Source organism: Micromonospora sp. HB375 (assembly GCF_017872985.1).
Classification (GTDB): domain Bacteria; phylum Actinomycetota; class Actinomycetes; order Mycobacteriales; family Micromonosporaceae; genus Micromonospora; species Micromonospora chalcea.
This window is the reverse complement of sequence record NZ_JAGGJO010000001.1, coordinates 3,892,194-3,916,952: the sequence shown is the minus strand read 5'-3', so window position 1 is coordinate 3,916,952 and position 24,759 is coordinate 3,892,194. Positions and strand designations below refer to the sequence as shown.

The following is a 24,759-nucleotide window of genomic DNA, read 5'->3' as shown; positions in this document are numbered from 1 at the left end:
GAGATGAGAGGCCGGCGGGGGTGCCGGGGTTTGTGCACTCGGCGTTCGCGCCTCTCGTGGTGGCGGTGGCCGAGCGGTGCCTCGCGCGTCGCTACGGCACCGGGCCGCTGCCGCCGGGCAACGGTACGGCGGTGGTGCTGGTCAGCGCCGGCGGGGACACGGCCAGCGCGGCGCACGTCCGGGCCGCGGTGGACGCCGGTGACCGGATCGGGCCGCTGTTCTTCTTCCAGTCGGTGCCGAACAGCGTGGCCGGGCACGTCGCGGCGCGCTGGGGACTGGACGGGCCGGTGGTGTGCCTGAGCCCGACCGGCGACCCGCGGGCCGAGGGGGAGGCCGAGGCGGACCTGCTGCTGCACGACGGCGACGCCGCACAGGCGTTGCTGATCCTGATCGAACTGGCATCGGACGGTACGCCGGGCGAGGCGACCGCGGTGCTGCTGGGGGAGGGAACACGTCAATGAGGACGAAGGGACTGCGCGGCGCGCTCGCAGCCGACGCGGAACTGGGCGCGGGCAACGTGCTCGCCCGGGTGCTGGCCCACGGCGCCGACCCGGACGGGCCGGGGCTCACATTCGACACCGAGGTCGACGGCCACCCGGCCGAGACCCCGCTGACCCTGGGCCGGCTCGACCGGATGGTCGCCGCCCGGGCGGCCTGGCTGCACGAACGCGGGGTGAAACCCCGCGACCCGGTCGCCGTCTGGGCCGGTACGGCCGCCGACATGGTGCTGTCGTTCCTGGCGCTGACCCGCCTCGGCGCCATCCCGGCGCTGATGAACGGCAGGCTGCGCCCCGAGATCGCCGCCGAGTACATCCGCCGGCTGCGCGCCGCCGGGGTGCTCGCCGACGCCGCGCACGCGCAGGCGCTGGCCGGGCACGACCTGGGCGCGCCGATGCTCGGCGAGCCCGCGCAGGCCGGGACCGGCGACCCGGACGCGGCGCCCGCGCACTACCGGCACCACCCGGACGACCCGATCGTCATCACCCACACCTCCGGCACCACCGGAGTGCCGAAGGCGGTGCTGCATTCGCACGCCAGCCTGTTCGCCGCCACCCGGCACCTGCTGTCCATGCCGCAGGCGCAGGGCACCACGCGCATCCTCAACGCGCTGCCCGCCCCGCACACCGCCACCGTGCTGATGGTCAACCAGGCGCTCGGCAACCGGGCGGAGATGTTCCTGCTCTCCGAGCAGGGCGGCGAGCGGGTGCTCGACGCGATCCAGCGGTGGCGCCCGGACGGCGTGTTCGGCTTCTCCGTCACCTGGGCCGAGCTGGCCCGCTTCGACCTGTCCGGCTACGACCTGGACTCGGTGCGGCTGTGGTTCAACACCGGCGACTGCTCGCACGAGCCGCACGTACGGCGGCTGGTCGCGGTGGGCTCCCGCGACGTGGTGACCCGTCAGGGCGTGACCCGGGTACCCGGGTCGGTGTTCATCGACGGCCTGGGCTCCAGCGAGATGGGCCACTCGATGTTCCACATCACGCACACCTCCGACACCGACAGGTACGGCCGCTGCGTCGGCCGCCCGTACCGGTTCACCAAGGTCGCCGTGCTCGACACGGACGGCAACGAGCTGCCGCCCGGGCAGGTCGGCTGGCTCGGCATCGACTCGCCGTCGCTGTTCCGCGGCTACTGGAACGACTCGGTCACCACGTACCGGTTCCGGCTGCGCGGCTGGTACCTCACCGGCGACCTGGTGTACGCCGACGAGGACGGCCGCTACTACCACCTGGACCGGGCGGTCGACTCGGTCGAGGCGGGCGACGGCAAACGGTTCTTCACCGCGCTGTCCGAGGAGCGCATCCTGGCCGCCAGCCCCGACGTGACCGACTGCACCGTGGTGATCGTCAAGGCGGACGACGGCACGGTCACCACCGACGTGCTGCTGGAACTGGCCGCCGGCGCCGACCCGGACGCGGACCGCACCGAGCGGATCCGTACCGCGCTGGGCCCGGACGTGGGCGCCACGCTGCGCCGGATCGTCCCGGTGCGCGCCGACGACATCCCGGTCACCGTCACCGGCAAGGTACGCAAGGTGGCGCTGCGCGAGCGCTTTCTGACCGAGGCGCCGTCGTGACCGCCGCCGTCACCGGCATGGGCCTGTTCACCCCGGCGGGGCGCGGCGTGGCGGACACGTTCGACGCGCTGCTCACCGGCCGCTCCGGGCTGCGCCGGCCGCCCGAGGGACACCCGGCGGCGGGCAGCCTGGAGGTGGCCGGCGTGCTGCCGGACATCGACCCGCGCAGCGTCGCCTCCGGCCCGGAGACGAAGGTGCTCGACCGGGTGGTGCTGCTGGCCCTGATCACCGCCGCCGAGGCGCTCGCCGACGCGGGCATCGAGGTGGGCCGCGACGTCGACCCGGAGCGCATCGCGGTGATCGTCGGCGGTGTCGGCGGGATGTCCACGCTGGAGGGGCAGGTGCTGGCGCGGGCCGCCCGGGGCCGGGCGGCGGTCAGCCCGTACCTGCTCACCGGCATCCTGCCGAACATGCCCTCGGCGCGGATCGCCATCGCGCACGGCATCCGCGGCTACAGCTCGTCGGTCGGCACGGCCTGCGCCTCCGGCGCCCAGGCGGTCGCCGACGGGGTACGCCTCATCCGCTCCGGCGAGGCCGACGTGGTGGTGTGCGGGGCGAGCGAGGCGCCGCTGTTTCCCACGTTCGCCGACACGTTCGGCAACGCCCGGGCGCTGGCCCGGGGCTGGGACGAACCCACCGAGGCGAGCCGCCCGTTCGACAAGCGGCGCAACGGGTTCGTGCTGGCCGAGGGCGCGGCGCTGCTGGTGCTGGAGCGCGCCGGACACGCCGACGGTCGGGGCGTGCGCGGCTACGCCGAGGTCGCCGGTTTCGGGGCGAACACCGACGCGTACCACCCGACCGCGCCGCGCCCGGACGGCGCGGGAGCGGCCGCGTGCATGCGCCGGGCGCTCGCCGCCGGCGGGATCGGGCCGGGCGACGTCGGGTACGTCAACGCGCACGGCACCGGCACCAAGCTCGGTGACGTCGCCGAGACGATCGCCCTGGCCGAGGTGTTCGGCCTCGGCGGCGTCCCGGTCAGCTCCACCAAGGCGCTCACCGGGCACCTGCTCGGCGCATCAGGGGTGCTGGAGGCCGCCGCCACCGCGCTGGCGCTCGACAGTGGCCTGCTGCCGCCCACCTACCACCTGGACGACCCGGACCCGGAGTGCGAGGCGGACCACGTCCGCGCCGTGCCCCGGCCCACCCGGGCCGACCACGCGCTGACGAACTCGTTCGGGTTCGGCGGCCAGAACGTCAGTCTGCTCCTGCGCCGGCTCTCCGGGCCGGCCCGCCGGGCCGCCACCCCGGCCGCCGGCTGACCGGACTCCAGTCCCGGGCGTCCGTCCGGGTCGCGATCACGGGGGGAACAGGGGAAGCCCATGACCATCAACGGGATAGACCATCTCGAACTGTACGTGGGAGACGCCCGGCAGGCGGCCTTCTACTTCGACAACGCCGTCGGTTTCCGGCTGCGCGGGCAGGGCGGGCCGGAGACCGGGCTGGACGGGCAGCGTTCGCTGCTGCTGGCCCAGGCCGGCATCCGGCTGCTGCTGACCACCGGGCTGTCCGCCGAGCACCCGGCGGCCACGTACGTGCACCGGCACGGCGACGGCATCGCTGTGGTGGCGCTCGCCGTCGACGACGCCGCCGGGGCGTACGCGGAACTGGTGGAACGCGGCGCGACACCGCTGAGCCCGCCGCGCACCTTCACCGGCGCGGACGCCGAGGTCGTGGTCGCCGAGGTCGGCGGCTTCGGCGACGTGGTGCACCGCCTCGTCCAGCGCAGCGGTGACCCGGAGGTGTTCCTGCCCGGCGTGATCGAGCCGGTGGCCGCGCCGGACGGCGACGAGCTGCTGGCCGAGGTGGACCACCTGGCCGTCTGCGTACCGCCGGGGCAGCTCGACGAGATCGTCGCGCACTACGAGAAGGTGTTCGGCTTCGCCGACATCTTCACCGAGCACATCGAGGTCGCCGGTCAGGCGATGAACTCCAAGGTGGTGCAGAGCCCGTCGGGGAAGGTCACGCTGGTGCTGCTGGAGCCGGACACGAGCGCCCGGCCCGGCCAGATCGAGGACTTCCTGCGCTGGCACGCCGGCGCCGGAGTGCAGCACCTGGGGCTGCGCACCGACGACATCGTCACCGCCGTCGGCGCGCTCGCCGGGCGCGGGGTGCGGTTCGCCAGCACGCCCGGCGCCTACTACGACGGCCTGGAGCAGCGGGTCGGCCGCCTCGACGCGCCGGTGGACCGGCTGCGCGAGCTGAGCATCCTGGTCGACTCCGACCACGACGGGCAGCTGCTGCAGATCTTCACCGAGTCGATGCACGTGCGCCGCACCCTCTTCCTCGAACTCATCGAGCGGCGCGGGGCGCGCACCTTCGGCAGCGGCAACATCAAGGCGCTCTACGAGGCCAAGGAACGCGAGCTGGCCGCGGCGGGGGCGACCCCTGCTGCCGCGGCCGGAGGGGTAGGGGCATGACCACCATCGATCCCGGGCTGACCGCCGAGGAGGAGGCGCTGCTTCCCTCCGACGAGGACGTCCGGCACTACGCCGAGCACGGCTGGTACCTGTCGAAGAAGCTGCTCACCGACGACGAGGTGGACGAGCTGGTCGCCGCCACCGACAGCTACTACGCCGGGGAACGCGACCGGCGGCTGCCGGTCCGGCCGCCGAAGCTGGCCTACTGGGAGCCGGCCAAGGGCGACGTGCAGCGGCACAACGACTACGTCCACCACGAACACGACGGCATCGCGCGCATCCTGCGCAAACCGCTGATCGGGGCGGTCGCCGCCCGGCTGGCGCAGGCCACCGAGATCCGCATCTTCCAGTCCACGCTGATCTGGAAGCCGCCGATCGCCGGTGAGCCGTCGAACATCGTGCCCTGGCACTTCGACAAGCACTACTGGGCGTCCTCGTCGTCGGAGAACATGCTCACCGCGTTCATCCCGTTCCACGACTGCGGCGAGGAGATGGGCACCATCACCATGGTCGACGGCTCCCACCGCTGGCGGGAGATCGGCGCCGACGACACGGTGGTGCGGCACTTCGCCGACCGGGACCGCGACCAGCTCGAAGTCATGCTCGCCGAGAACGCGGCGTACAACGGGGCGACGATCCGCAAGATCCCCATGGTGATCCCCAAGGGACACATGAGTTTCCACCACTGCCGCACCTACCACGGCAGCGGTGCGAACGTCAGCGGACGGCCCCGCCGGGCCATCTCGCTGCACCTGCAGGACGGCGACAACGCCTGGCGGGAGTATCCGCTCTCCGACGGCACGCTCGCCGCGTACAACCACGACGTGCTGGTCCGCCGCACCCACGAGGGCCGGCCGGACTACGCGGACCCCGATTACTGCCCGGTCATCTGGCGCGACCGCGCCCAGCAGGGAGGCTGACAATGTCACGGTACGACTGGGGTAAGACGCACCCGGGCATCGAGCGACTCGAGCGGGCGGTGACCGAGCGCCGCGACGTGGTGGTCAAGCACCCGCTCTACGCCAACCTCGACACCCACGACGCGCTCGTCACGTTCATGGAGCACCACGTCTTCGCGGTCTGGGACTTCATGTCCCTGCTGAAGTCGCTGCAGCGGCAGCTCACCTGCGTCACGGTGCCGTGGATCCCGACCGGCCCGACCGGCAGCCGCCGCCTGATCAACGACATCGTCATGGTCGAGGAGAGCGACGAGCTGGGCGACGGCTACATCAGCCACTTCGAGCTGTACGTGCAGGGCATGACCGAGGCCGGCGCCGACACCACGGCCGTGAACAAGCTCGTCGACCTGCTGCGCGACGGCACGCCGGTCACCGAGGCGCTCGGCGCGGCGGGCGTACCCGCGGCGTCGGCCGCGTTCGCCGGTACCACCTGGCGGATCATCGAGACCACCCCGGTGCACTGCCAGGCCGCGGCGTTCGCGTTCGGCCGCGAGGACCTCATCCCGGAGATGTTCACCCAGGTCGTCGCCGTCAACGAACGCAGCAACCGGCTCAACAAGTTCGTCGACTACCTGGAGCGGCACATCGAGGTCGACGGCGAGCAGCACACCCCGATGGCCATGCAGATGCTGGCCGACCTGTGCGGCGACGACGACACCAAGTGGCAGGAGTGCGCCGACACGGTCAACGCCGCGCTGGCCGCCCGCGCCCGACTCTGGGACGACATCCTCGCCGCCGTCAAGGAGGGCCGTCCGGCGTGACCGGCTCCGACCCGCTCCGGCTCTACCGGACGGTCCGGCTGATCCGCCGCTTCGAGGAGCGCGCGATCGAGCTGGTCCGCGCCGGACAGATCGTCGGTGGCATCCACCCGTACCTCGGTCAGGAGGGGATCGCCGCCGGCGTCTGCGCGGCGCTGGACCGCGAGGACCTGGTCACCGGCACCCACCGCGGGCACGGGCACGTGCTCGCCAAGGGCGCCGACCCGGCCCGGATGCTGGCCGAGCTGTGCGGCCGGGTCACCGGGCTCAACCGGGGCCGGGGCGGGTCGATGCACGCCGCAGACTTCGGCGTCGGCGTCCTCGGCGCCAACGCCATCGTCGGAGCCGCCGGCGCGATCCTCACCGGAGCGGTGTGGGAGCGCCGGCGGCGCGGCGCCGACATCGTCGGCGCCACCTTCTTCGGCGACGGCGCGGTCAACGAGGGCATGCTCCTGGAGGCGTTCAACCTGGCCGCGCTCTGGCGGGTGCCGGTGCTGTTCGTCTGCGAGAACAACGGCTACGCCACCACCATGCCCGTCGAGGGCGCGGTCGCCGGCACCATCGCCGGGCGGGCTGCCGCCTTCGGCATGCCGGCGGTCGCCGTCGACGGGCAGGACCCCGAAGCGGTACGCGAGGTCACCGCCGCCGCCGTCGCGCGGATGCGCGCCGGCGGCGGCCCCGAGCTGGTCGAGGCCCGCACCTACCGCTTCGACGCCCACCACACGTTCGAACATCAGGTACGCCTCGACTACCGGCCGCCGGAAGAGGTGGCCGAGGGCCGGTCCCGCGATCCCGTCGACATCGCCGGAGCGCGACTCGACCCGGCGGTACGGGCCGAGGTGGACGCCGCCGTCGAGGCGGAACTGGACGCCGCCGTCGAATACGCGCTCGCCGGTCCGCACCCCGACCCGGCGACCGCCCTGGACCACCTGTACGCCAGCGGGCTCACCGCCCGGACCGGAGGTGGCTGATGCCCCGGCTCTCCTACCGCAGGGCGCTCACCCGGGCGCTCGCCGACGAGATGGCCCGCGACGAGTCGGTCGTGGTGCTCGGCGAGGACATCCGGGTGGCCGCCGCGAACGTCACCACCGGCCTGCTGAAGAAGTTCGGCCCGGAACGGGTCCGCGACACGCCCCTGTCCGAGCAGGCGTTCACCAGCTTCGCCACCGGCGCGGCGCTGGCCGGGGCCCGCCCGGTGGTGGAGTTCCAGATCCCGTCGCTGCTGTTCCTGGTCTTCGAGCAGATCGTCAACCACGCGCACAAGTTCCCGCTGATGACCGGCGGCCAGTGCGCGGTGCCGGTCACCTACGTGGTGCCCGGCTCCGGCTCCCGCACCGGCTGGGCCGGGCAGCACTCCGACCACCCGTACGCGTTGTTCGCCCACGTCGGGGTGACCACAGTCGTACCGGCCACCCCGGCCGACGCGTACGGGCTGCTGGTCTCCGCGATCCGCTGCGACGACCCGGTGGTGGTCTTCGCCCCGGCAGGCGCGCTGGACCTGCGCGCCGACGTCACCGACCTGACGCCGGTGCCGCTGGGCCGCGGGATCGTCCGCCGCCCCGGCGCCGACGTGACGGTGGTGGCCGTCGGACACCTGGTGCACGACGCGCTCGCCGTCGCCGAGGAACTCGCCGGGCAGGCGTCGGTGGAGGTCTTCGACCCCCGCACGCTCTACCCCTTCGACTGGGACGGCCTGGTCGAGTCGGTGAGCCGCACCGGGCGGCTGGTGGTAGTCGACGACGGCAACCGCTCCTGCGGCATCGCCGGGGAGATCATCGCCACCGTGGTCGAGCGGGTCCGGCTGGCCGCGCCACCCCGGCGGGTCACCCGCCCCGACGGTGCCGTGCTGCCCTTCGCCCCGGCCCTGGACCGGGTCGTGCAACCCGGCCGCGACCAGCTCACCGCCGCCATCCAACTGACCCTCAAGGACGGATGAACGATGGACCCGAACTACACGTGGCCGCCACTCGGCCAGGCGTGGACCGACCTGCCCGAGTCCACCCGTACCGCGATGGTGACCACCGGCGCCGCGGCCTGGGAGAAGATCTTCCACGGCCGGGCCACGTACAACAAGCAGTGGCGGCTGGCCCGTCCGCCCGTCTTCACCGCCGACGCGTTCGGCGAGCTGAACGAGGTCTGCGACCGCATCGCCCAGCTCATCCTGGAAGCCTGCCGGCGTCGCGCGCGTACCGCCGGTGAGCTGCAACGGCTCCTCGACGTGCCGGAGGGGGAGACCCGGCTGCTCGACCCGGAGGAGGAACTGCACGAGGGGCTGCTCGCCGCGTACCGGCCGGACGTGCTGTTCTCCGGCGGCGTGCCGTGCATCGTCGAGTACAACATCGACAGCAGCCTCGGCGGCGGCTTCGACGCCGACACCGTCATCCAGCGGTACGCCGAGCTGTACCGTACCCATGACCTGCTCGACGGCGCGCGGCCCGCGCCGTCCCTGCTGGACCAGCGGTTCGCCGCCATCCGGGACACGCTCGGCCTGGCCGACGGCGCGCGGGTGGCGCTGCTGATGGACTTCGACGCCGACTACCCGGGACTGGACGACCCGGAGACGTTCATCCGGATCCTGTCCCCGCTGATCGACCAGGCCCGCCCGTTCGGCATCGACCTGGTCATCGCCCCGGTCGCCACCGCCGGTCTGGACGCGCAGAGCCGCCTGGTCGTCGGCGGCGCCCCGGTGGACGCCCTGTTCCGGCTGTTCGTGCCGAACCGGGTCACCCCCAGCCCCGGCCTGGACGCGGTCGCCGGCGCGCTCGCCGCCGGCACGCTGCCGATGTTCGTCAGCAGCGCCGCCTGGCTGCTCAGCAACAAGCTCAACTACGCCTGGCTCTGGGAGGATCTGGACCTGCTGCCGGAGGACGACCGGACGCTGATCCGCCGGTACGTGCCGCACACCGTCGCGCTCACCGCCGACCAGCTCGACCGGGCGCTGGCCGAACAGGCCGACCTCGTGGCCAAGCCGGCCGGCGGATCGGCCGGGCACGGGGTGCTGATCGGCCGCGAGATGACGGCTGTCGCGTGGGCGGACGGGGTGCGCGCGGCGATCGCCGAGGGGGGCAACATCCTGCAGCGCTACCACGAGGCGGACCGGGTGGCGATGGACTTCGTGCAGATCGAGACCGGTGAGACGGTCACCGCCGATGTCCCGTACAGCCTCGCCCCGTACCTGTTCGGCCGTACCGGTTCCGGCGCGCTGGCCCGGGTCGGCTACCCGGGCTGCGACGAGGTCCTCAACCTGGCCCGAGGCGTCCTCCTGACCGGCATCCTCCTAACCGACTGACCCCCTCCCTCCGGCCGCCCTTGCCCCGTTGATCAAGGAGTTTGTGTCCTCATCGGGGCGCGTGACCGACCCAAACTCCTTGGTCAACAACGTGGATCCGGGCCGAGGGCGCTGGGCGCGGGTGAGGGGGAGGGGGAGGGCGCGGTCAGGGGTGGGGGAGGTGGGTGGCCAGGACTCTCAGGGTTTCGGCTGTGGCTATCGCGTCGCTGCGGGCGCTGCCGTGCCGCCCGTCGCTGCTGTACAGCGACGGGTCGGCCACCAGCGGATGGTCGGTCAGGTGCACGTGCAGCGTCCCCAGCCGCTCGGCCACGCCCCGGGTGTGCCGCGACAGGCGGCGCATCCGCTCGCCCAGGCCCGCGCGCAGCGTCTCCGGCACCGCCGGGCTGTGCGAGACGTCGAACATGCCCACAGTGATCACGTCCGCGCCGGCTTCCCGCAGCGCGCTGATCATGGCGGTCAGCTCGGCGTCGACCGCGTCCGGGTCGTAGGCGGACCGGAACGCGTCGTTGCCGCCGCACACCACCAGTGCGAGATCCGGCTCGAAGGCCAGCGCGTCGGCGAGCTGAGTGGCCCGTACCTCGTGCGCGCGCAGCCCGCGCCGGCCCAGGTTCAGGTACGCCAGCTCCGGCCGGACGGCGCGCAGCTCGGCGGCGATCCGGTCGGCCCACTGGAGGTCCGGGTAGCCGTCGGCCGGCTCGCACAGTCCTTCCGCGACGCTGTCGCCGAGCACCACGAACCGGCGCCACGGGTGCCCGCGCAGCAGCTCGGTGGCCTCGCCCGGACGCAGGCACCACGGATCAGTCGCCTCGGTCAACGTCGATGCCATGATCGGCAGGCTAGCCGAGCGCCCGGCGCGGCAAAAGAGGCTCAGCTCAGCAGGGTCAGCAGTTCGCCGGGCCGGGTCAGGTTGAGGTCGGCCGGTTCGGCCGGATCGTACTGATGGCCCCACGCGGCGGCCACCGCCACCGCGCCGCTGCTGCGGGCGGCGCGCAGGTCCAGCGGCGAGTCGCCCACGTACGCGGCCCGGCCGGCCGGCACGCCGAGCCGCCGGCAGGCCACCTCGACGCCCTCGGGCGCTGGTTTGGGGCGGGTGACCTGGTCGCCACCGAGCACGACCCGGAAGTGACCGAGCAGGCCGACCCGGTCGAGCATGATCTCCGCCGCCCGGTGGCTCGCGCCGGTGAACACGCCCACCGGCACCCGGGCGGCGAGGTCGGCGAGCATCTCCGGGACTCCGGGGTAGACGCTCACCCGCCCGGCCGTCGCGGCCAGTTCGGTGTGGTAGCGGTCGAGGTCAGCGGCGGTGGCGGGGCGCCGGAGCAGGTGCGTCAGCAGGTCGGACGGTGAGCCGATCGAGTAGCCGGCGATGACCTCGGCGTCGGTGTACGACGGGCCGCCACCGGCCCGCACCGCCGCCCGGTACGCCGCCGGCACCACCTCGTGCGACTCGATGAGCGTGCCGTCCATGTCGAAGACGACGGCGTCCACCGGGCGGCTCACGCGGCCCCGGCCCGGTGCGCGGCGGCGAGCCGCTTCGGCGCGCGGGCGTGCCACGCCTCGGTGATCAGCTCGGTCAGGTCGTCCACGGCGATCCGGTCGAGCCGGACCAGCACCGCCGGGTAGCCGTCGAGGTGCGGCGTGGTGAAGTAGACCGCCGGGTCGTCGGCGAGCAGCGCCTCCTTGGCGCCCAGGTCGGGCACCCGGGCACCGAGGATCGGGCCGTCCGGCGCGGCGTCGCCGAGCGCTTCGAGGTCGCTGCGGCGCAGCGGCCGGTCCCAGACGAACATCTTGTCGCGCACCCGCCAGGCGGGCAGGTCGTCGTACGAGCCGCGCTCGGTGGTCTCCGGCAGGGCCAGCGCGATGCGCCGCACGTCGTCCCAGGTCGCCATGGCCCCGACCCTACCGCCGCCCACCGACACCCCGGCTCAGACCGGTGTGGGGGTCGCCGGTTCCGGGGCCGGGCGGCGGGACGCGCGGGTCAGCAGCAGCGGCCCCACGGTCAGCACCAGGCAGACCACCGACATCACCAGCAGCGCCGGGGTCAGGTCGAGCAGCGCCACCGACCAGCCGCCGAGCAGCGCGCCGACGGGCAGGCCGAGGAACGCCACCGACCCGGAGATGCCCAGCACCCGGGTCTGCAGCTCGCCCGGCACCCGCTGGTAGAGCGCCGCGCCGAGCAGCGGGTTCACCGCCGCGATGCCGATGCCGGACAGGAACGTCACCACGAGCACCACGACCAGGTCGTCGCTGAGCGCCAGCGCGAGCAGCCGGGGCGCGCCGCTGAGCGTCAGCCCCACCGCGAACGTCGTCCCGGCGGGCAGCCGGGTGCCGAACATCGTGAACAGCACGTTGCCCAGCAGCGCGCCGCCCGAGAACACACCGAGCAGCAGGCCGAAGCCGGCCGGGTCGCCGAGCACCTGGTTGACCCAGAGCGGGATCCAGACCGCGACGCTGGCGTTGGCGAACATGTTCGACACCGAGACCACCAGCAGCATGATCATCAGCGTCCGGTCGGTGCGCAGGTACGCGAAGCCGCCGCGCAGCGCCCGCAGGTAGGGCTCCCGGGGTGCGGGTTGCGCCGGCGCGGGCGGCCGGACCAGCACGCCGATGAGCAGCGCGCAGACCGCGAACGTGGCCGCGTCGATCCAGATGGCCCGGGTCAGCCCGACCCAGTCGATGAGCAGTCCGCCGAGCACCGCGCCGAACAGCGTCATGCCCCGAGCCAGGCCGTCGTAAGCGCTGGTGAGCCGGATCAGCGGCACCCCGGCCCGCTCGGCGGCCGGTTTGAACAGTACGTGCTTGACCCGGTCGCCGATGCCGCGCAGCCCGCCGGCGACCGCCACCAGGACCAGCAGCGTGCCGAACCCGAGCCAGGGGGCCAGCGCCACCACCGCCATCGCGACGGCGCTCGCCGCGTCCACGAACACGGAGGTACGGCGTACCCCGAAGCGGTCCGCCCACGGCGTGGCCAGCGCGCTGGAGAGCATGTACGGCAGCGTCTCCGCCGCCGCGACGAGTCCCATCTTGGTGGGGCTGCCGGTGGTCTCCAGCACCAGCCAGGGGATGGCCACCACGGAGATCCGGGTGCCGAGGTTGGACAGCAGGTCGGCGCCGACCAGGGTGTACAACTCCCGGCGCGGGTTCATGCCGAGCTGCCGATCACGGTGCCCAGCGAGTCGGCGTCGGCCGGATGCGCGGCGGCGTACCGGGCCCGAAGCGCCCGTTTGTCCACCTTCGCGGACCGGTTCAGCGGCAGCGCGTCCACGAACTCCACGGCGCCGGGCGCCCACGTCTCGCTCAGCTCCCGCACCACCAGCGCGATCAGCTCCTCGCCGGTCACCGACGCGCCGGGCGCCGGCACCACGTACGCGTACGGCAGCTCACCGGCCACCGGGTCCGGCACGCCGATCACGGCGGCGGCCCGCACCTCGGGATGGCCGGCGAGCACGTCCTCGATCGGGCGGGAGTAGATCGGCCAGCTGCGCGCCCGGGTGAGGATCCGGTCCTGCAACCGGTCGACCAGGTAGAGGTAGCCGTCGGCGTCGAGGTGGCCGATGTCGCGGGTGCGGACCCAGCCGTCGACGAGCGTCTCCGCGGTCAGCTCCGGCCGGCCGTGGTAGCCGGCGAAGCTCAGCTTCGTCCGGACCCACACCTCGCCGTCGGCGCCGGGCGGCAGCACCTTGCCGTCGGCGTCGCGGATCTCCACCGTCACGTCGCCGTACGGGCGGCCGCAGGAGCGCAGACGCTCCGGGTGCTCCGGGTCCTCGGTGAGCCCGGGCAGCGCGCAGATGACCACCGCCTCGCTGAGGCCGTACACGATGCGCAGGCACGGGCCGAAGCGGGCGATGGCCTGGCGCAGCCGGGCGGGCGCGGCGGGCCCGGCGCCCACGTTGAACATGAACATGGCGGAGAAGTCGGCGCCCGGCAGGTCGGGGTGGTCGAGCACCTCGTAGAGCATCGGCGGGGTGACGAACGTGGAGGTGAGCCGCTCGGCGTCCACTGTCGCGATGAACGCGGCCGGGTCCCACTGGTCGCGCAGGAACAGCACGCCGCCGGTGAACAGGTTGAACAGCGTGGTGATCTGGCCACTGGCCAGCCACATCGGTGAGTGGGACAGGTGCCGCAGCAGCGGGAACCCGGCGCCCCGGAAGTCGGCGGCCAGGGCGAGGATCTGCCGGTAGAAGCTCTCCCGGTGGTGCACCAGCTTCGGCGTGCCGGTGGTGCCGCTGGTCTGCAGGAACGACTCCGGCGCGGGCGCGTCGGCGGGCAGCTCCGCGGCCGGCTCGCCGGCCGTCGCGGTCAGGTCCGGTCCGGCGCCGCCGGGGCCGAGGCAGAGCACCGGTACGCCGGACAGCCCGGCCGCGATCTGGACCGCCTGCGGGTCGCGCGGGTCGTACACGAACGCCTCCGGCGCGGACAGCGCGACGAACTCGTCGACCTCCCGCCGCGAGGTCACCGGGGCGACCCACATGCTCCGGCAGCCCAGCAGGTGCAGCGCCAGTTGCAGCAGCGGACCCTCGACCGTGTTGCCGAGCATCACCAGCACTGCCGCGCCGGGGCGTACCCCGTGCCGGCGCAGCGCGGCGGCCAGGCCGCGCACCCGCGCGGCGACCTGGGGGTAGGTGAGGCGGCGTCCGCCGCCGACGAGCGCCTCCCGGTCGCCGAAGCCGGCGAAGAGCTCCAGCGCCTCGTGCACATAGTTCGGCCGGTCGGTCATCGGGCAGCCCCCATCATGGTCCGCGAGCGGCGTCCGGCCAGGTCAGGGCCGGGACATGACGGCAGGTGCCAGGTCGGCGACCGCACCGCCGCCAGCTTCCGAGCCTAGGCAGCGGCGGTCCACCGCGGACAGAGCCGATCGTCGCTGCGTCCCGCGACGTGGGCATTTGATCATGTCGATCAGGTTGATTGACGCTCGTCACCGCCGGAAGCTAGTTTCCGGTCCATCGCCCGGGCCGGTGCCGCCGACCGCGTCACGCCCGGGGCTGCCGACCATGGAGGATCGATGCCGACCCCGAAGAGATGGCACGTCATAGCTTCCGCCGTAACGCTGCTGATCGCCGCCACCCCGGCGGTCACCGCGAGCGCCGGCCCGACCGACACCGACCGCGCCGGGCACGGGCGCGCCGAGTGGGCCGGGACCTGGGCCGCGGCGGTGACCCGCGGGAACACCGTGGGCCTGACCGAGACCGGCCTGAACAACCAGAGCATCCGGATGACCGTGCAGACCTCGGTGGGCGGGCCGCGCCTGCGGGTGCGGCTGACCAACCTCTACGGCCAGCAGGCCATCCAGGTCGGCCGCGCCACCATCGCCCGGCCGAACACCGCCACCCCCGACGACCTGTCCGACATCGTCCCGGCCAGCGTCCGTCAGCTGACCTTCTCCGGCGCCGGCTCGGCGACCATCAACAAGGGTGCCGAGCTGCTCAGCGACCCGGTGGCCTTCCCGGTGGCCGAGCAGGAGGACCTGGTGGTCACCCTGTACTTCCCGGTGCTCACGGGGCCGGTCACGTTCCACGGCCAGTCCCGGGTCACCAACTTCATCGGCGCCACCGACCTCACCTCGGCGGCCGACGGCGCCGGCTTCACCATCCGGCCCAACTGCTGCTGGATGTTCCTGTCCGGCATCGACGTGGAGCGCAAGGTGACGCCCGGCTCCGTGGTGGTGCTCGGCGACTCCATCAGCGACGGCAACGGCAGCACCGTCAACGCCGACCGCCGCTGGCCGGACCTGCTCGCCAAGCGGCTGATCGACGCCCGCCCGGAGCCGCGTACGCCGGGCGTGCTCAACCTCAGCCTGGCCGGCAACCGGCTCAACCACGAGGGCACCGAGCCCGGCGCGGGCGACTTCCCCGGCTACTACGAGCTGGGCCCGAACGCGCTGGCCCGGCTCAACGAGGACGTGTTCCCGCAGACCGGGGTGCGTACCGTCATCACCCACCTGGGCATCAACGACATCTGGATGAACGGTGACAGCCCGGAGGCGATCATCGCCTCGCTGCGCCAGCTCAACCGGCAGGTCCAGGCGCGCGGCCTGACCAGCATCGCCGGCACGCTCATGCCGTACGAGGGCAACGGCGGGCCGGGCGTGTGGACGCCGGAGAAGGACGCCACCCGGCAGGCCGTCAACACCTGGCTGCGCGGGCCCGGCCGGGCCGAGTTCGACGGCGTCGTCGACTTCGACGCGGTGATGCGCGACCCGGCGCAGCCCAGCCGGCTGCTGCCGGCGTACGACTCGGGTGACCACATCCACCCGAACGACACCGGAGCCGCGGCGATGGCGAACGCGGTGCCGTTGAAGCTGCTCGGACTGTGACACCGGGCGGGGGCGGCGGTCGACACGACGCCGCCCCCGCCGCCGTTTTCCTGGGGAGGAAAGACAGTGGACGTCAGCGAGATCCTGACCGGGCTCTACAGCGAACAGGGCCGGCAGAACCCCTATCCCTTCTACGCGGCCCTGCACGAGCACGGGCCGATAAACGCCGTTCCGGCCCGCGCCGAGCACAGCACCGTCAGCGCGGTGGCCGGCGGGTACGACATGGTGGACCAGATCCTGCGCGATCCCGGCTGGTACAAGGGCTTCCCGCCCGGCTGGGAGGAGCAGGAGATCCTACGGACTTTCCTGACGTCGATGATGTTCGTCAACCCGCCCGACCACACCCGGATGCGCGCGGTGTTCGCGAAGACGTTCACCCCGCGCCGGCTGGTCGCGCTGGAGCCGGTGATCGAGCGGGTCGTCGCCGAACGCCTGGACCACATGGCCGAGGTGGGCGCCGACGGGCACGAGGTGGACTTCGTGGCCGACTTCGCGTACCCGGTCCCGGCGCTGGTGATGGCCGAGTTCATCGGCCTGCCCCCGGCCGACCTGGCCTGGTACCGGCAGCGGGTCGACTGGATCGACGAGTACATGGACGTGTCCGGCAAGACGCCGGAGCGGCTGGCCCGGGCCAACCAGGCCGCCGAGGAGCTGCGCGTCTACTACCGCGACCTGATCGCCCACCGGCGCCGTACGCCCGGCCACGACCTGATCAGCGGGCTGGTCGAGGTGCTCGACGCGGGCGGCGTCGACCTCACCGAGGACGAGCTGATCAGTAACCTGATCGTGCTGTTCAACGCCAGCTTCGTCACCACCGTCTACATGTTCAGCAACGGCCTGCCGCTGCTGCTGGAGCACCCGGACGTGACCGCCGCGCTACCCGGTGACGACGCGCTGGCCCGGGGCTGCGTGGAGGAGGTGCTGCGGATGGAGAGCCCGGTGCACTTCCTGGCCCGCTCCGCGCCCGCCGGCGTCGACCTCGGCGGCGTGCCGGTCGACCGGGACGACAACGTGCTGCTGCTGATCGCCGCCGCCAACCGCGACCCGGCCCGGTTCCCCGACCCGGACCGCTTCGACCCGCGCCGTCCCGGCCCGCCGTCGCTGGCCTTCGGCGTCGGGCTGCACTTCTGCCTCGGCTCGGCGGTGTCCCGGCTGGAGGGCCGGCTGGCGCTGCCGCGCCTGTTCGCGCGCTTCCCGCGGCTGGCCGTCACCCAGCCGTACACGTACAGCGGGAGCCTGTTCCTGCGCGGCATCGACAAGCTCTTCGTCACCACAGGGGAGGCCGGATGACACTCGATCCGCAGGTGGTCGCGTGGCGGACCGCGCGGGCCGCCGCCGGGACCGTGCCGCTCTACACCCAGACCCTGGCCGAGGCCCGCGCCGCCGACCTCGCCGCGATCCGTGCCGGCTCCGGCGCGGTCGAGCCGGTCGCCGAGGTACGCGACACGACGGTGCCCGGCCCGGCCGGGCCGCTGCCGGTGCGGATCCACCGGCCGGACGGCGACGGCCCGCTGCCGACTCTCGTCTACTTCTTCGGTGGCGGCTGGACCCTCGGCAGCGTCGACACCGCCGACGGAATCTGCCGGCGGCTGGTCAACCTGACCGGCGCGCAGACCGTGACGGTCGGCTACCGGCTCGCCCCGGAGCATCCGTTCCCGGCGGCGGTGGAGGACTGCCATGCCGCGGTGCGGCACCTCGCCGCGCACGCCGCCGAGTTCCGCGTCGACCCGGACCGGCTGGCGGTCGGCGGGGACAGCGCGGGCGGGAACCTGGCCGCCGCGGTGACGCTGCTGGCCCGCGCCGACGGCGGTCCCCGGCTCGCCGCCCAGCTGCTGGTCTATCCGAACACCGACCAGCGGCCCGGGCACCGCCCCGGCGACGACGAGGACCCGATGCTGTTCAACAGGCACTCGGTGGGCTGGTACCGCAACCACTACCTGGCCGACCCGGGCGACGCGGCGCACCCGCTGGCGTCTCCGCTGCTCGCCGAGGACCTGGGCGGCCTGCCCCCGGCGCTCGTGATCACCGCCGGGTACGACCCGCTGTGCGCCGAGGGCCGGCGGTACGCCGAGCGGCTGGGCGAGGCCGGCGTGCCCACCGAGACGGCCCACTACCCGGGGATGGTGCACGGGTTCTTCGCCATGCCCGGCGTGTTCGACGCCGGACGGCAGGCCCAGGAGCGGGCCGCCGCCTTCCTGCGCCGCACGTTCGGGCTCGACCGCACGCCCGGCGCGGGCGAGTCCGCTGCGGGCGTGGACCCGGCCGGGAACACGGTGGGCGCGGGCGGCCATGGCTGATCCGGCACGCGACACGCAGCCGCCCGGCGACGCGGCGGACGGCTTCGTGCCGCCGGTCAGCCTGGCCGACTTCGCCGCGCTGGCCCGGGCGGTGCTGCCGCCCGACGTGTGGGACTTCGTCGACGGCGGCAGCGGCGCCGAGACCGCCCTGGCCGCGAACCGGGCCGCGCTCGATCGGGTGGCGGTGCTGCCCCGGATGCTGGCCGGCGTGGACGACCCGTCCACCGAGGCGGCGCTGCCCGGCGGCCGGGCCGCGTTGCCGGTGGCTGTCGCGCCGATGGCGTACCAGCGGTTGCTGCACCCCGACGGCGAGCCCGCGCTCGCGGCGGCGGCCCGCGCGGCGGGCGTGCCCTACGTGGCCAGCACGCTGGCCAGCACGCCGATCGAGGAGATCGCGGCGACCGGCGCGACGGTGTGGTTCCAGCTGTACTGGCTGCGCGACCGGGCGCTGGTGGCCGACCTGCTCGACCGGGCGTCGGCGGCCGGCTGCGCGGCGGTGATGGTGACTGTGGACGTGCCGGTGCTCGGGCGGCGCCTGCGCGACGCCCGCAACGGGTTCGCGCTGCCGCCGCACGTCACCGCCGCGAACCTGCCCGGCGGCCGGGACGACCTGGCACACCAGGGCACCCCCGGCGTGTCGGCGGTGGCGGTGCACACCGGCGCGGTCTTCGCCCCGGCGCTGAGCTGGGCGGACCTGGAGTGGCTGCGGGAGCGTACCCGGGTGCCGTTGCTGGTCAAGGGCATCCTGGACGCGCGCGACGCGGCCCGCGCGGCGGACGCCGGCGTGGACGCCGTGGTGGTCTCCAACCACGGCGGACGGCAGCTCGACGCCGCCCCGGCCAGCGCGAGCGTGCTGCCCGAGGTGGTCGAGGCGGTCGACGAGCGGTGCGCGGTGCTGCTGGACAGCGGCGTCCGCGGCGGCGTCGACGTGCTGCGCGCGCTGGCGCTCGGCGCGGACGGCGTGCTGCTGGGCCGGCCGCTGCTCTGGGCCCTGGCCGCCGGTGGCCGGGCCGGCGCCGAGGCGGCGCTCGCGCTGCTCGCGGCGGAACTGCGCGACGCGCTCATCCTCAGCGGCTGCCCGGACCCGGCCTCGGCCCGGCGGCTGCGCACCCGGATCGGAGGCTGACGTGGAACCGGTCGACCTGGCCGTCACGGCGCTGCACGGCAGTGTCGGCGACCCGGCGCTGAACTCGATGAACTTCCTCAACGAGGTGGCGCAGCACTACCCGGACGCGGTGTCGCTGGCGGCCGGGCGGCCGTACGAGGAGTTCTTCGACTCGGCGGTGCTGCACACGTACCTGGACCGCTTCCGCCGCCACCTCGCCGAGGACGTCGGGCTGGACCGGGCCGGCGTGGACCGGACGCTGCTGCAGTACGGCCGGACCAAGGGCGTCGTGCACCACCTGATCGCCCGGCACCTCGCCGTGGACGAGGAGCTCACCGTCGACCCGGAGTCGATAGTGGTGACAGTCGGCTGCCAGGAGGCGATGTTCCTGGTGCTGCGCGCGCTGCGGACCGGCCCGGCGGACGTGCTGTTCGCTGTCGCGCCCACGTACGTCGGGCTCACCGGCGCGGCCCGTCTGGTCGACCTGCCGGTGCGCCCGGTGGCCGGCGGGCCCGACGGCGTCGACCTGGCCGACCTGCGCGCCGGGGTGCGCCGCGCCCGCGCGGAAGGGCTGACGCCCCGGGCCTGCTACGTGATGCCCGACTTCGCCAACCCGTCCGGCGTCAGCATGGGCACCGGGCAGCGGCGGCGGCTGCTGGAGCTGGCCGCCGAAGAGGACCTGCTGCTGATCGAGGACAACCCGTACGGCCTGTTCCCGGCCGACGGCACCGCGCGGCGGGCCACGCTCAAGGCGCTGGACACCGCGCGCCGGGTGGTCTACCTCGGCTCGTTCGCCAAGACCGTGCTGCCCGGGGCCCGGGTCGGCTACGTGGTCGCCGACCAGCGGGTGGGGGAGGCCGACGGTGCCGTGGTCCCGCTCGCCGACCACCTCGCCAAGATCAAGAGCATGGTCACCGTGAACACCTCACCGATCAGCCAGGCGGTGATCGGCGGCGCGCTGCTGGCGCACGACTGCTCGCTGGTGGCCGCGAACGTGCGGGAACGGGCCGCGTACGCCCGCAACCTGCGCCACCTGGTCGACGGCCTGGCCCGGCGCTTCCCGGCCGGCGGCCCGGTCACCTGGACCGTCCCGGCGGGCGGCTTCTTCGTGGTGGTGAGCGTCCCGTTCCCGGTCGACGACGCGCTGCTGCACCGCTCGGCCCGCGAGTACGGCGTGCTCTGGACGCCGATGGCCCACTTCTACGACGCGGGCACGCCGGTGAATGCGTTGCGGCTGTCGGTGAGCGCTGTCACACCGGAGTCGATCGATCTGGGGCTGGACCGGCTCGCCGCGCTGGTCACGGACACCATGGCCGGCGGCGTGACGCCGGAGTGTCAGGGTTCCGGCACACTGCGTGTTTCCTGACGCCGTTCCTCTGTTGATAATGGACCAATGGTTGCCTGGGAGTACGCGTTGCTCGTTCGTCGGTATCAGGGTCAGGGACGCAATTTCCACGTCTCGTTCGTGTGGTACGGCCCGGACGGGTCACGCACCGACGTGACCGCGTACGGCGACACCGCCATCGCGCACCTGAACCGGGTCGGCCGGGAGGGCTGGGAACTGGTCTCCGCCGCCGAGGACGTGAACAACGTGCAGGGCAGCACCGAGGTCCACCGCTACCACCTGAAGCGCCCGCTGCGCTGACCCCGTAACCGCCGGCACCCCGGGAGACTCCTTCTCCCGGGGTGCCGCTTCGTGTTGTCGGGCGCTCAGCCCAGGTCGACCGAGGGGTAGAGCGGGAACGGCGTGAGCAGGTCGGCGGCCTGCTTGCCGACGGACTCGGCGACGGCCGGGTCCAGCACGTACTTCGCCTTCGACGGCGCGCCGTCCGGGCCGGTGCCGGGCGTGGTCTGGCTGAGCACGGTGTGGATCAGCTCGGCGGTGGCGTCCATCTCGGCGGCGCCGAGGCCCCGGGTGGTCAGCGCCGGGGTGCCGATGCGGATGCCGGAGGTGTACCAGGCGCCGTTCGGGTCCTGCGGCACCGAGTTGCGGTTGGTCACGATGCCCGAGTCCAGCAGCGCCTGCTCGGCCTGCCGGCCGGTCAGGCCGTACCCGGACACGTCGATGAGCACCAGGTGGTTGTCGGTGCCGCCGGTGACCAGCGTCGCGCCCCGGCGCAGCAGCCCGTCGGCGAGCGCCTGCGCGTTGTCCACGATCCGCTGGGCGTAGTCGGCGAAGTCGGGGCGGCGTGCCTCGGCCAGCGCGACCGCCTTGGCGGCCATCACGTGCGGCAGCGGCCCGCCGAGCACCATCGGGCAGCCCCGGTCGACCTGGTCGGCCAGTTCCGGGCCGCAGAGCACCATGCCGCCGCGCGGGCCGCGCAGCGACTTGTGCGTGGTGGTGGTGACGATGTGCGCGTGCGGCACCGGGTCGAAGTCGCCGGTGAAGACCTTGCCGGCGACCAGCCCGGCGAAGTGGGCCATGTCGACCATGAAGGTGGCGCCGACCGAGTCGGCGATCTCCCGCATGATCCGGAAGTTCACCTTACGCGGGTACGCGGAGTAACCGGCGACCAGGATCAGCGGCTTGAACTCGCGGGCCGCCTCGGCCACCCGGTCGTAGTCGATCAGGCCGGTGGCCGGGTCGGTGCCGTAGCTGCGCTGGTCGAACATCTTGCCGGAGATGTTCGGCCGGAAGCCGTGGGTGAGGTGCCCGCCGGCGTCCAGCGACATGCCGAGCATCCGCTGGTTGCCCAGCTCGCGGCGCAGCGCGAACCAGTCGGCCTCGGTGAGGTCGTTGACCTGCCGGGCCTGCGCCTTGCGCAGCGCGGGGGACTCGACCCGGTCGGCCAGGATCGCCCAGAACGCGACCAGGTTGGCGTCGATGCCCGAGTGCGGCTGCACGTAGGCGTGCGACGCGCCGAACAGCTCGCGGGCGTGCTCGGCGGCGAGCGCCTCGACCGTGTCGACGTTCTGGCAGCCGGCGTAGAAGCGGCGCCCGACGGTGCCCTCGGCGTACTTGTCGCTGAACCAGTTGCCCATGGCCAGCAGCGTCGCCGGGGAGGCGTAGTTCTCGCTGGCGATGAGCTTGAGCGACTCGCGCTGGTCGGCCAGTTCCGCGGCGATGGCGTCGGCGACACGCGGCTCGACGCCGCGGACGACCTCCAGCGCGCTGCGGAAGGCGGTGGACTCGGCGTTGCGCGACATGCGACCTCCAGGTGACGTGCGGAAGGCCCAGGCGCTCGGCATGCGTCCTCATGACGAGGCCGCTCCCCGATGGTGCTCCATCTCCACGCGCCAGTCACGGCCCGTGCCGATCCTACCGGCCCGACCCGGACCTGCGGGGTTGGGCCGCCCGTCCCGGCGACTGAACCCCGCGACGCGAGCGGGACCGCCCCTCTGCCTCGGGGCGGTCCCGCTCGCGTCGCGCGGCCGGTGTCAGGCGACCACGGCATCGAGGGACTTCTTCAGCGCCTTCGGGGCGGTCGGCGTCTTCGGGGCCTTCGGGCGCAGGTCGAGCATCCGCTGGCCGATCTCCTGGAGCTGGTTACGGCCGAGCGCCTCCCGGACCTTCGGGAACCACTCCTGCTCCTCCTCCTCGACGTGGTGCAGCACGTTCTCGATCAGCACCGTCGTCTTGGCGTTGAACCGCTCGTCGTCGGCGTCCATGGTGAACAGCTCGAAGCAGAGCACGTCCGCGACGTGGTGCTCCTCGTACGACTCCAGGATGTCGTCCTCGACGTCGGGCACCAGCTTGCGGACCTCCGGGTACATCACCTCGTTCTCCAGGTAGGTGTGCACCGTCAGCGCCTCGAGGATCTGCTCGACGATCTTCCCGCGCTTGCTCGCCGGTCCCTCCTCGGCCTCCTGGAAGGCCTTGAACAGGCGGCGGATCTCCTTGTGGTCCTCCTTGAGCAGGACGATCGCGTCGGTGGACACCGGTTACCTCCTATAGTCGGCTGACGCTGCCCCCCTACCCGGGGCCCGACCAGGACAAACAGACCGGGCCCGGCGCGCTCGCCGGGCCCGGTCCACGCGGGTACGGGTTACTTCACCGCGTTGTACGCGTCCACGACACCGGCGCCGTAGAACCCGTTGCGCTTCCCGCCGGAGCAGGTCGCGTCGTACGAGTTCGGGCCCGCCGGGATCAGCGGCACCGGGTTGTACACGCCCGCCGGGCAGGACTTCGCCACCGCCGTGCGCTCCAGGAACGAGGAGAGCTGGCCCGGCGTCATGCCCGGGTGCGCGGACAGCGCCAGCGCCGCGACGCCCGCGGCGTGCGGGCCGGACATCGAGGTGCCCTGCTTGTAGCCCCACCCGTTGGTACGGGTGGCGGTGTTGAAGGTGGTGGACAGGATGCCGTCGGTGGACGTCGAGCGCGCGCCCTGGGTCCGGAACCGGGTGTCGCCACCGGGTGCGGTCACGTCGATCACACCCTGGCCGTACGAGGAGTAGTAGCTCTTGTCACCGGTCGGGCCGACGGCGGCGACGGTCACCACGCCCGGCGCCTCGGCCGGGAGGACCAGGCAGGCGTTGGTGAGGTTCGCGCGCTCCTCCGGCGTGCCGTTGTTCGGGCTGCCGGTGTCGGTGATCTTGTGGGCCAGGTCGAAGTTCGCGTTGCCGGCCGACGCCACGTGCAGCACGCCCTGCGACTGCGAGTAGCGCAGCGCCCGCTGCACGGCCTGCCACACCGGACGCTGGCGGGCGTCGTTGCGGCAGTTCAGCTGCCACGGGTCGATGTAGTAGCTGTTGTTGGTGAGCTGGAAGCCGTGCTCGGCGGCCCACATGAACCCACAGACCGCGGCCTCCGGGAAGATGTAGCCGTCGTCGTTGACCACCTTGACGGCGGCGACCTTGACGCCCGGGGCGACGCCGGTGACGCCGACGCCGTTGACGGCGGCGGCGATGGTGCCCGCCACGTGGGTGCCGTGGTCGCTGGTGGTCGGGTTCCACGCCGGCTCGGCGGTGTCGGTGACGCCGCCGATGCAGGACGTGCTCTTGTCCTTGGCGATCTGGGTCGCCAGGTCCGGGTGGCTGCTGGAGATGCCGCTGTCCAGCACGCCCACCACGACCGACGGGCTGCCGCCGGTCACCGCGTGTGCCTGCGGGACGCGGATCATGTCCATGTCCCACTGCTGGCCGTACAGCGGCTCGGCGGTCGGGTCGCCCGCGGCGCGGACCACGTCGGCGGCCGGGACCTCGACCGTCTCGCCCTCGTCGAGGGCGGTGCCCAGACCGGCGGTGGAGGCGACCGACTCGACGCCGGCACCGGCCACGCGGGTGGCGAAGTCCGGGGCGGACGAGCGCGCGACGAGCACGCCGATCTTGTCGTACGCGGCCACGACAGTGCCGTCGGCGGCGGCCACCCGCGCCGCGGCCTTGGCGGTGCCGTTGCCCTGCGGGGCGAGGACCAGGTACGACGTCTCCGGTCCGGCGGCCGCCACCGGCGCCGGGACGCCGATCAGGGCGAGACCGGCGCCGAGCGTCACGGCGGACGCGGCGGCGAGTGTCTTGCGACGGAGATTGTTCACACAGACTCCCAGGGGGTTGGTGCGGCCGGGCCGCTCCCTGGACGGGGGTACGGCCCGGTGGAGACGCGCAGGC

General features: G+C 73.4%; 23 protein-coding genes and 1 riboswitch. Of the genes, 15 read left to right on the top strand and 8 right to left on the bottom strand.

The window, feature by feature from the left end; all coding sequences use genetic code 11:
* Positions 1–20 precede the first annotated feature (20 nt).
* From J3R08_RS17980 to J3R08_RS17940, 9 genes are read left to right on the top strand one after another with little or no spacing between them, the layout of a single operon-like run.
* Positions 21–461: a beta-ketoacyl synthase chain length factor gene (locus tag J3R08_RS17980; RefSeq protein WP_104115201.1), complete on the top strand. Its 441-nt coding sequence runs from the start codon at positions 21–23 to the stop codon at positions 459–461.
* Positions 458–2,077 (top strand): class I adenylate-forming enzyme family protein, encoded by a 1,620-nt coding sequence (locus J3R08_RS17975; protein WP_209962125.1) that lies wholly within the window; start codon positions 458–460, stop codon positions 2,075–2,077. The genes J3R08_RS17980 and J3R08_RS17975 overlap by 4 nt, the downstream gene beginning before the upstream one ends.
* The gene (locus tag J3R08_RS17970; protein ID WP_209962123.1) at positions 2,074–3,336 is read left to right on the top strand and encodes a beta-ketoacyl synthase; all 1,263 of its coding nucleotides are present in this window, start codon (positions 2,074–2,076) and stop codon (positions 3,334–3,336) included. Before J3R08_RS17975 ends, J3R08_RS17970 begins: the two co-directional genes overlap by 4 nt.
* 60 nt (positions 3,337–3,396) lie before the next feature.
* Positions 3,397–4,494 carry a 4-hydroxyphenylpyruvate dioxygenase gene (gene hppD, locus J3R08_RS17965; RefSeq protein WP_043323634.1) on the top strand — a complete coding sequence of 366 codons (1,098 nt, stop codon included), beginning with the start codon at positions 3,397–3,399 and terminating at the stop codon, positions 4,492–4,494.
* Positions 4,491–5,414 carry a phytanoyl-CoA dioxygenase family protein gene (locus J3R08_RS17960; protein WP_043323636.1) on the top strand — a complete coding sequence of 308 codons (924 nt, stop codon included), beginning with the start codon at positions 4,491–4,493 and terminating at the stop codon, positions 5,412–5,414. Before hppD ends, J3R08_RS17960 begins: the two co-directional genes overlap by 4 nt.
* 2 nt (positions 5,415–5,416) lie before the next feature.
* Positions 5,417–6,214, top strand: coding sequence for a DUF3050 domain-containing protein (locus J3R08_RS17955; protein WP_013286631.1), 798 nt, complete (start codon positions 5,417–5,419; stop codon positions 6,212–6,214).
* The gene (locus J3R08_RS17950) at positions 6,211–7,182 is read left to right on the top strand and encodes a thiamine pyrophosphate-dependent dehydrogenase E1 component subunit alpha (protein WP_113972837.1); all 972 of its coding nucleotides are present in this window, start codon (positions 6,211–6,213) and stop codon (positions 7,180–7,182) included. Before J3R08_RS17955 ends, J3R08_RS17950 begins: the two co-directional genes overlap by 4 nt.
* The gene (locus tag J3R08_RS17945) at positions 7,182–8,147 is read left to right on the top strand and encodes an alpha-ketoacid dehydrogenase subunit beta (protein ID WP_209962122.1); all 966 of its coding nucleotides are present in this window, start codon (positions 7,182–7,184) and stop codon (positions 8,145–8,147) included. Before J3R08_RS17950 ends, J3R08_RS17945 begins: the two co-directional genes overlap by 1 nt.
* A 3-nt stretch (positions 8,148–8,150) precedes the next feature.
* A complete protein-coding gene (locus tag J3R08_RS17940; protein WP_043323644.1) occupies positions 8,151–9,500 on the top strand; it encodes a hypothetical protein in 1,350 nt (449 codons plus the stop codon).
* A gap of 145 nt (positions 9,501–9,645) precedes the next feature.
* On the opposite strand, the gene J3R08_RS17935 is transcribed toward J3R08_RS17940, so the two are convergent.
* The 5 genes from J3R08_RS17935 to J3R08_RS17915 are packed head-to-tail and all read right to left on the bottom strand — an operon-like array spanning position 9,646 to position 14,217.
* Entirely contained in the window at positions 9,646–10,326 is a 681-nt protein-coding gene (locus tag J3R08_RS17935; protein WP_209962119.1) for an SGNH/GDSL hydrolase family protein, read from the bottom strand.
* A 41-nt stretch (positions 10,327–10,367) separates the two neighbouring features.
* Positions 10,368–11,000 (bottom strand): HAD family hydrolase, encoded by a 633-nt coding sequence (locus tag J3R08_RS17930; RefSeq protein ID WP_209962117.1) that lies wholly within the window; start codon positions 10,998–11,000, stop codon positions 10,368–10,370.
* The gene (locus J3R08_RS17925) at positions 10,997–11,389 is read right to left on the bottom strand and encodes an MmcQ/YjbR family DNA-binding protein (protein ID WP_064445772.1); all 393 of its coding nucleotides are present in this window, start codon (positions 11,387–11,389) and stop codon (positions 10,997–10,999) included. The genes J3R08_RS17930 and J3R08_RS17925 overlap by 4 nt, the downstream gene beginning before the upstream one ends.
* A gap of 36 nt (positions 11,390–11,425) precedes the next feature.
* A complete protein-coding gene (locus J3R08_RS17920) occupies positions 11,426–12,646 on the bottom strand; it encodes an MFS transporter (RefSeq protein ID WP_209962115.1) in 1,221 nt (406 codons plus the stop codon).
* A complete protein-coding gene (locus J3R08_RS17915; RefSeq protein ID WP_209962114.1) occupies positions 12,643–14,217 on the bottom strand; it encodes a class I adenylate-forming enzyme family protein in 1,575 nt (524 codons plus the stop codon). Before J3R08_RS17915 ends, J3R08_RS17920 begins: the two co-directional genes overlap by 4 nt.
* A 285-nt stretch (positions 14,218–14,502) precedes the next feature.
* Here J3R08_RS17915 and J3R08_RS17910 point away from each other — a divergent pair, with 285 nt between their 5' ends.
* The 6 genes from J3R08_RS17910 to J3R08_RS17885 all read left to right on the top strand — a co-directional run bounded on the left by J3R08_RS17910 (position 14,503) and on the right by J3R08_RS17885 (position 20,860).
* On the top strand, positions 14,503–15,813 hold the full coding sequence (locus J3R08_RS17910) for an SGNH/GDSL hydrolase family protein (protein ID WP_043323654.1): 1,311 nt from the start codon (positions 14,503–14,505) through the stop codon (positions 15,811–15,813).
* A 66-nt stretch (positions 15,814–15,879) separates the two neighbouring features.
* The gene (locus J3R08_RS17905; protein WP_166455911.1) at positions 15,880–17,103 is read left to right on the top strand and encodes a cytochrome P450; all 1,224 of its coding nucleotides are present in this window, start codon (positions 15,880–15,882) and stop codon (positions 17,101–17,103) included.
* Positions 17,100–18,110 carry an alpha/beta hydrolase gene (locus tag J3R08_RS17900; protein WP_245254762.1) on the top strand — a complete coding sequence of 337 codons (1,011 nt, stop codon included), beginning with the start codon at positions 17,100–17,102 and terminating at the stop codon, positions 18,108–18,110. The genes J3R08_RS17905 and J3R08_RS17900 overlap by 4 nt, the downstream gene beginning before the upstream one ends.
* Positions 18,103–19,236 (top strand): alpha-hydroxy acid oxidase, encoded by a 1,134-nt coding sequence (locus tag J3R08_RS17895; RefSeq protein ID WP_209962113.1) that lies wholly within the window; start codon positions 18,103–18,105, stop codon positions 19,234–19,236. The genes J3R08_RS17900 and J3R08_RS17895 overlap by 8 nt, the downstream gene beginning before the upstream one ends.
* Before the next feature lies 1 nt (position 19,237).
* Positions 19,238–20,581 (top strand): PLP-dependent aminotransferase family protein, encoded by a 1,344-nt coding sequence (locus tag J3R08_RS17890; protein ID WP_209962112.1) that lies wholly within the window; start codon positions 19,238–19,240, stop codon positions 20,579–20,581.
* Between the two features lie 27 nt (positions 20,582–20,608).
* Positions 20,609–20,860: a hypothetical protein gene (locus J3R08_RS17885; RefSeq protein ID WP_013286617.1), complete on the top strand. Its 252-nt coding sequence runs from the start codon at positions 20,609–20,611 to the stop codon at positions 20,858–20,860.
* A gap of 65 nt (positions 20,861–20,925) precedes the next feature.
* On the opposite strand, the gene J3R08_RS17880 is transcribed toward J3R08_RS17885, so the two are convergent.
* The 3 genes from J3R08_RS17880 to J3R08_RS17870 all read right to left on the bottom strand — a co-directional run bounded on the left by J3R08_RS17880 (position 20,926) and on the right by J3R08_RS17870 (position 24,686).
* Positions 20,926–22,362, bottom strand: coding sequence for a glycine hydroxymethyltransferase (locus J3R08_RS17880; RefSeq protein ID WP_030499908.1), 1,437 nt, complete (start codon positions 22,360–22,362; stop codon positions 20,926–20,928).
* Between the two features lie 18 nt (positions 22,363–22,380).
* Positions 22,381–22,470, bottom strand: a riboswitch (ZMP/ZTP riboswitch).
* Positions 22,471–22,593: 123 nt separating this feature from the next.
* On the bottom strand, positions 22,594–23,094 hold the full coding sequence (locus J3R08_RS17875) for a hemerythrin domain-containing protein (RefSeq protein WP_030499909.1): 501 nt from the start codon (positions 23,092–23,094) through the stop codon (positions 22,594–22,596).
* 107 nt (positions 23,095–23,201) lie between these two features.
* Positions 23,202–24,686, bottom strand: coding sequence for a S8 family serine peptidase (locus tag J3R08_RS17870; protein WP_064445778.1), 1,485 nt, complete (start codon positions 24,684–24,686; stop codon positions 23,202–23,204).
* Positions 24,687–24,759: the final 73 nt, after the last annotated feature.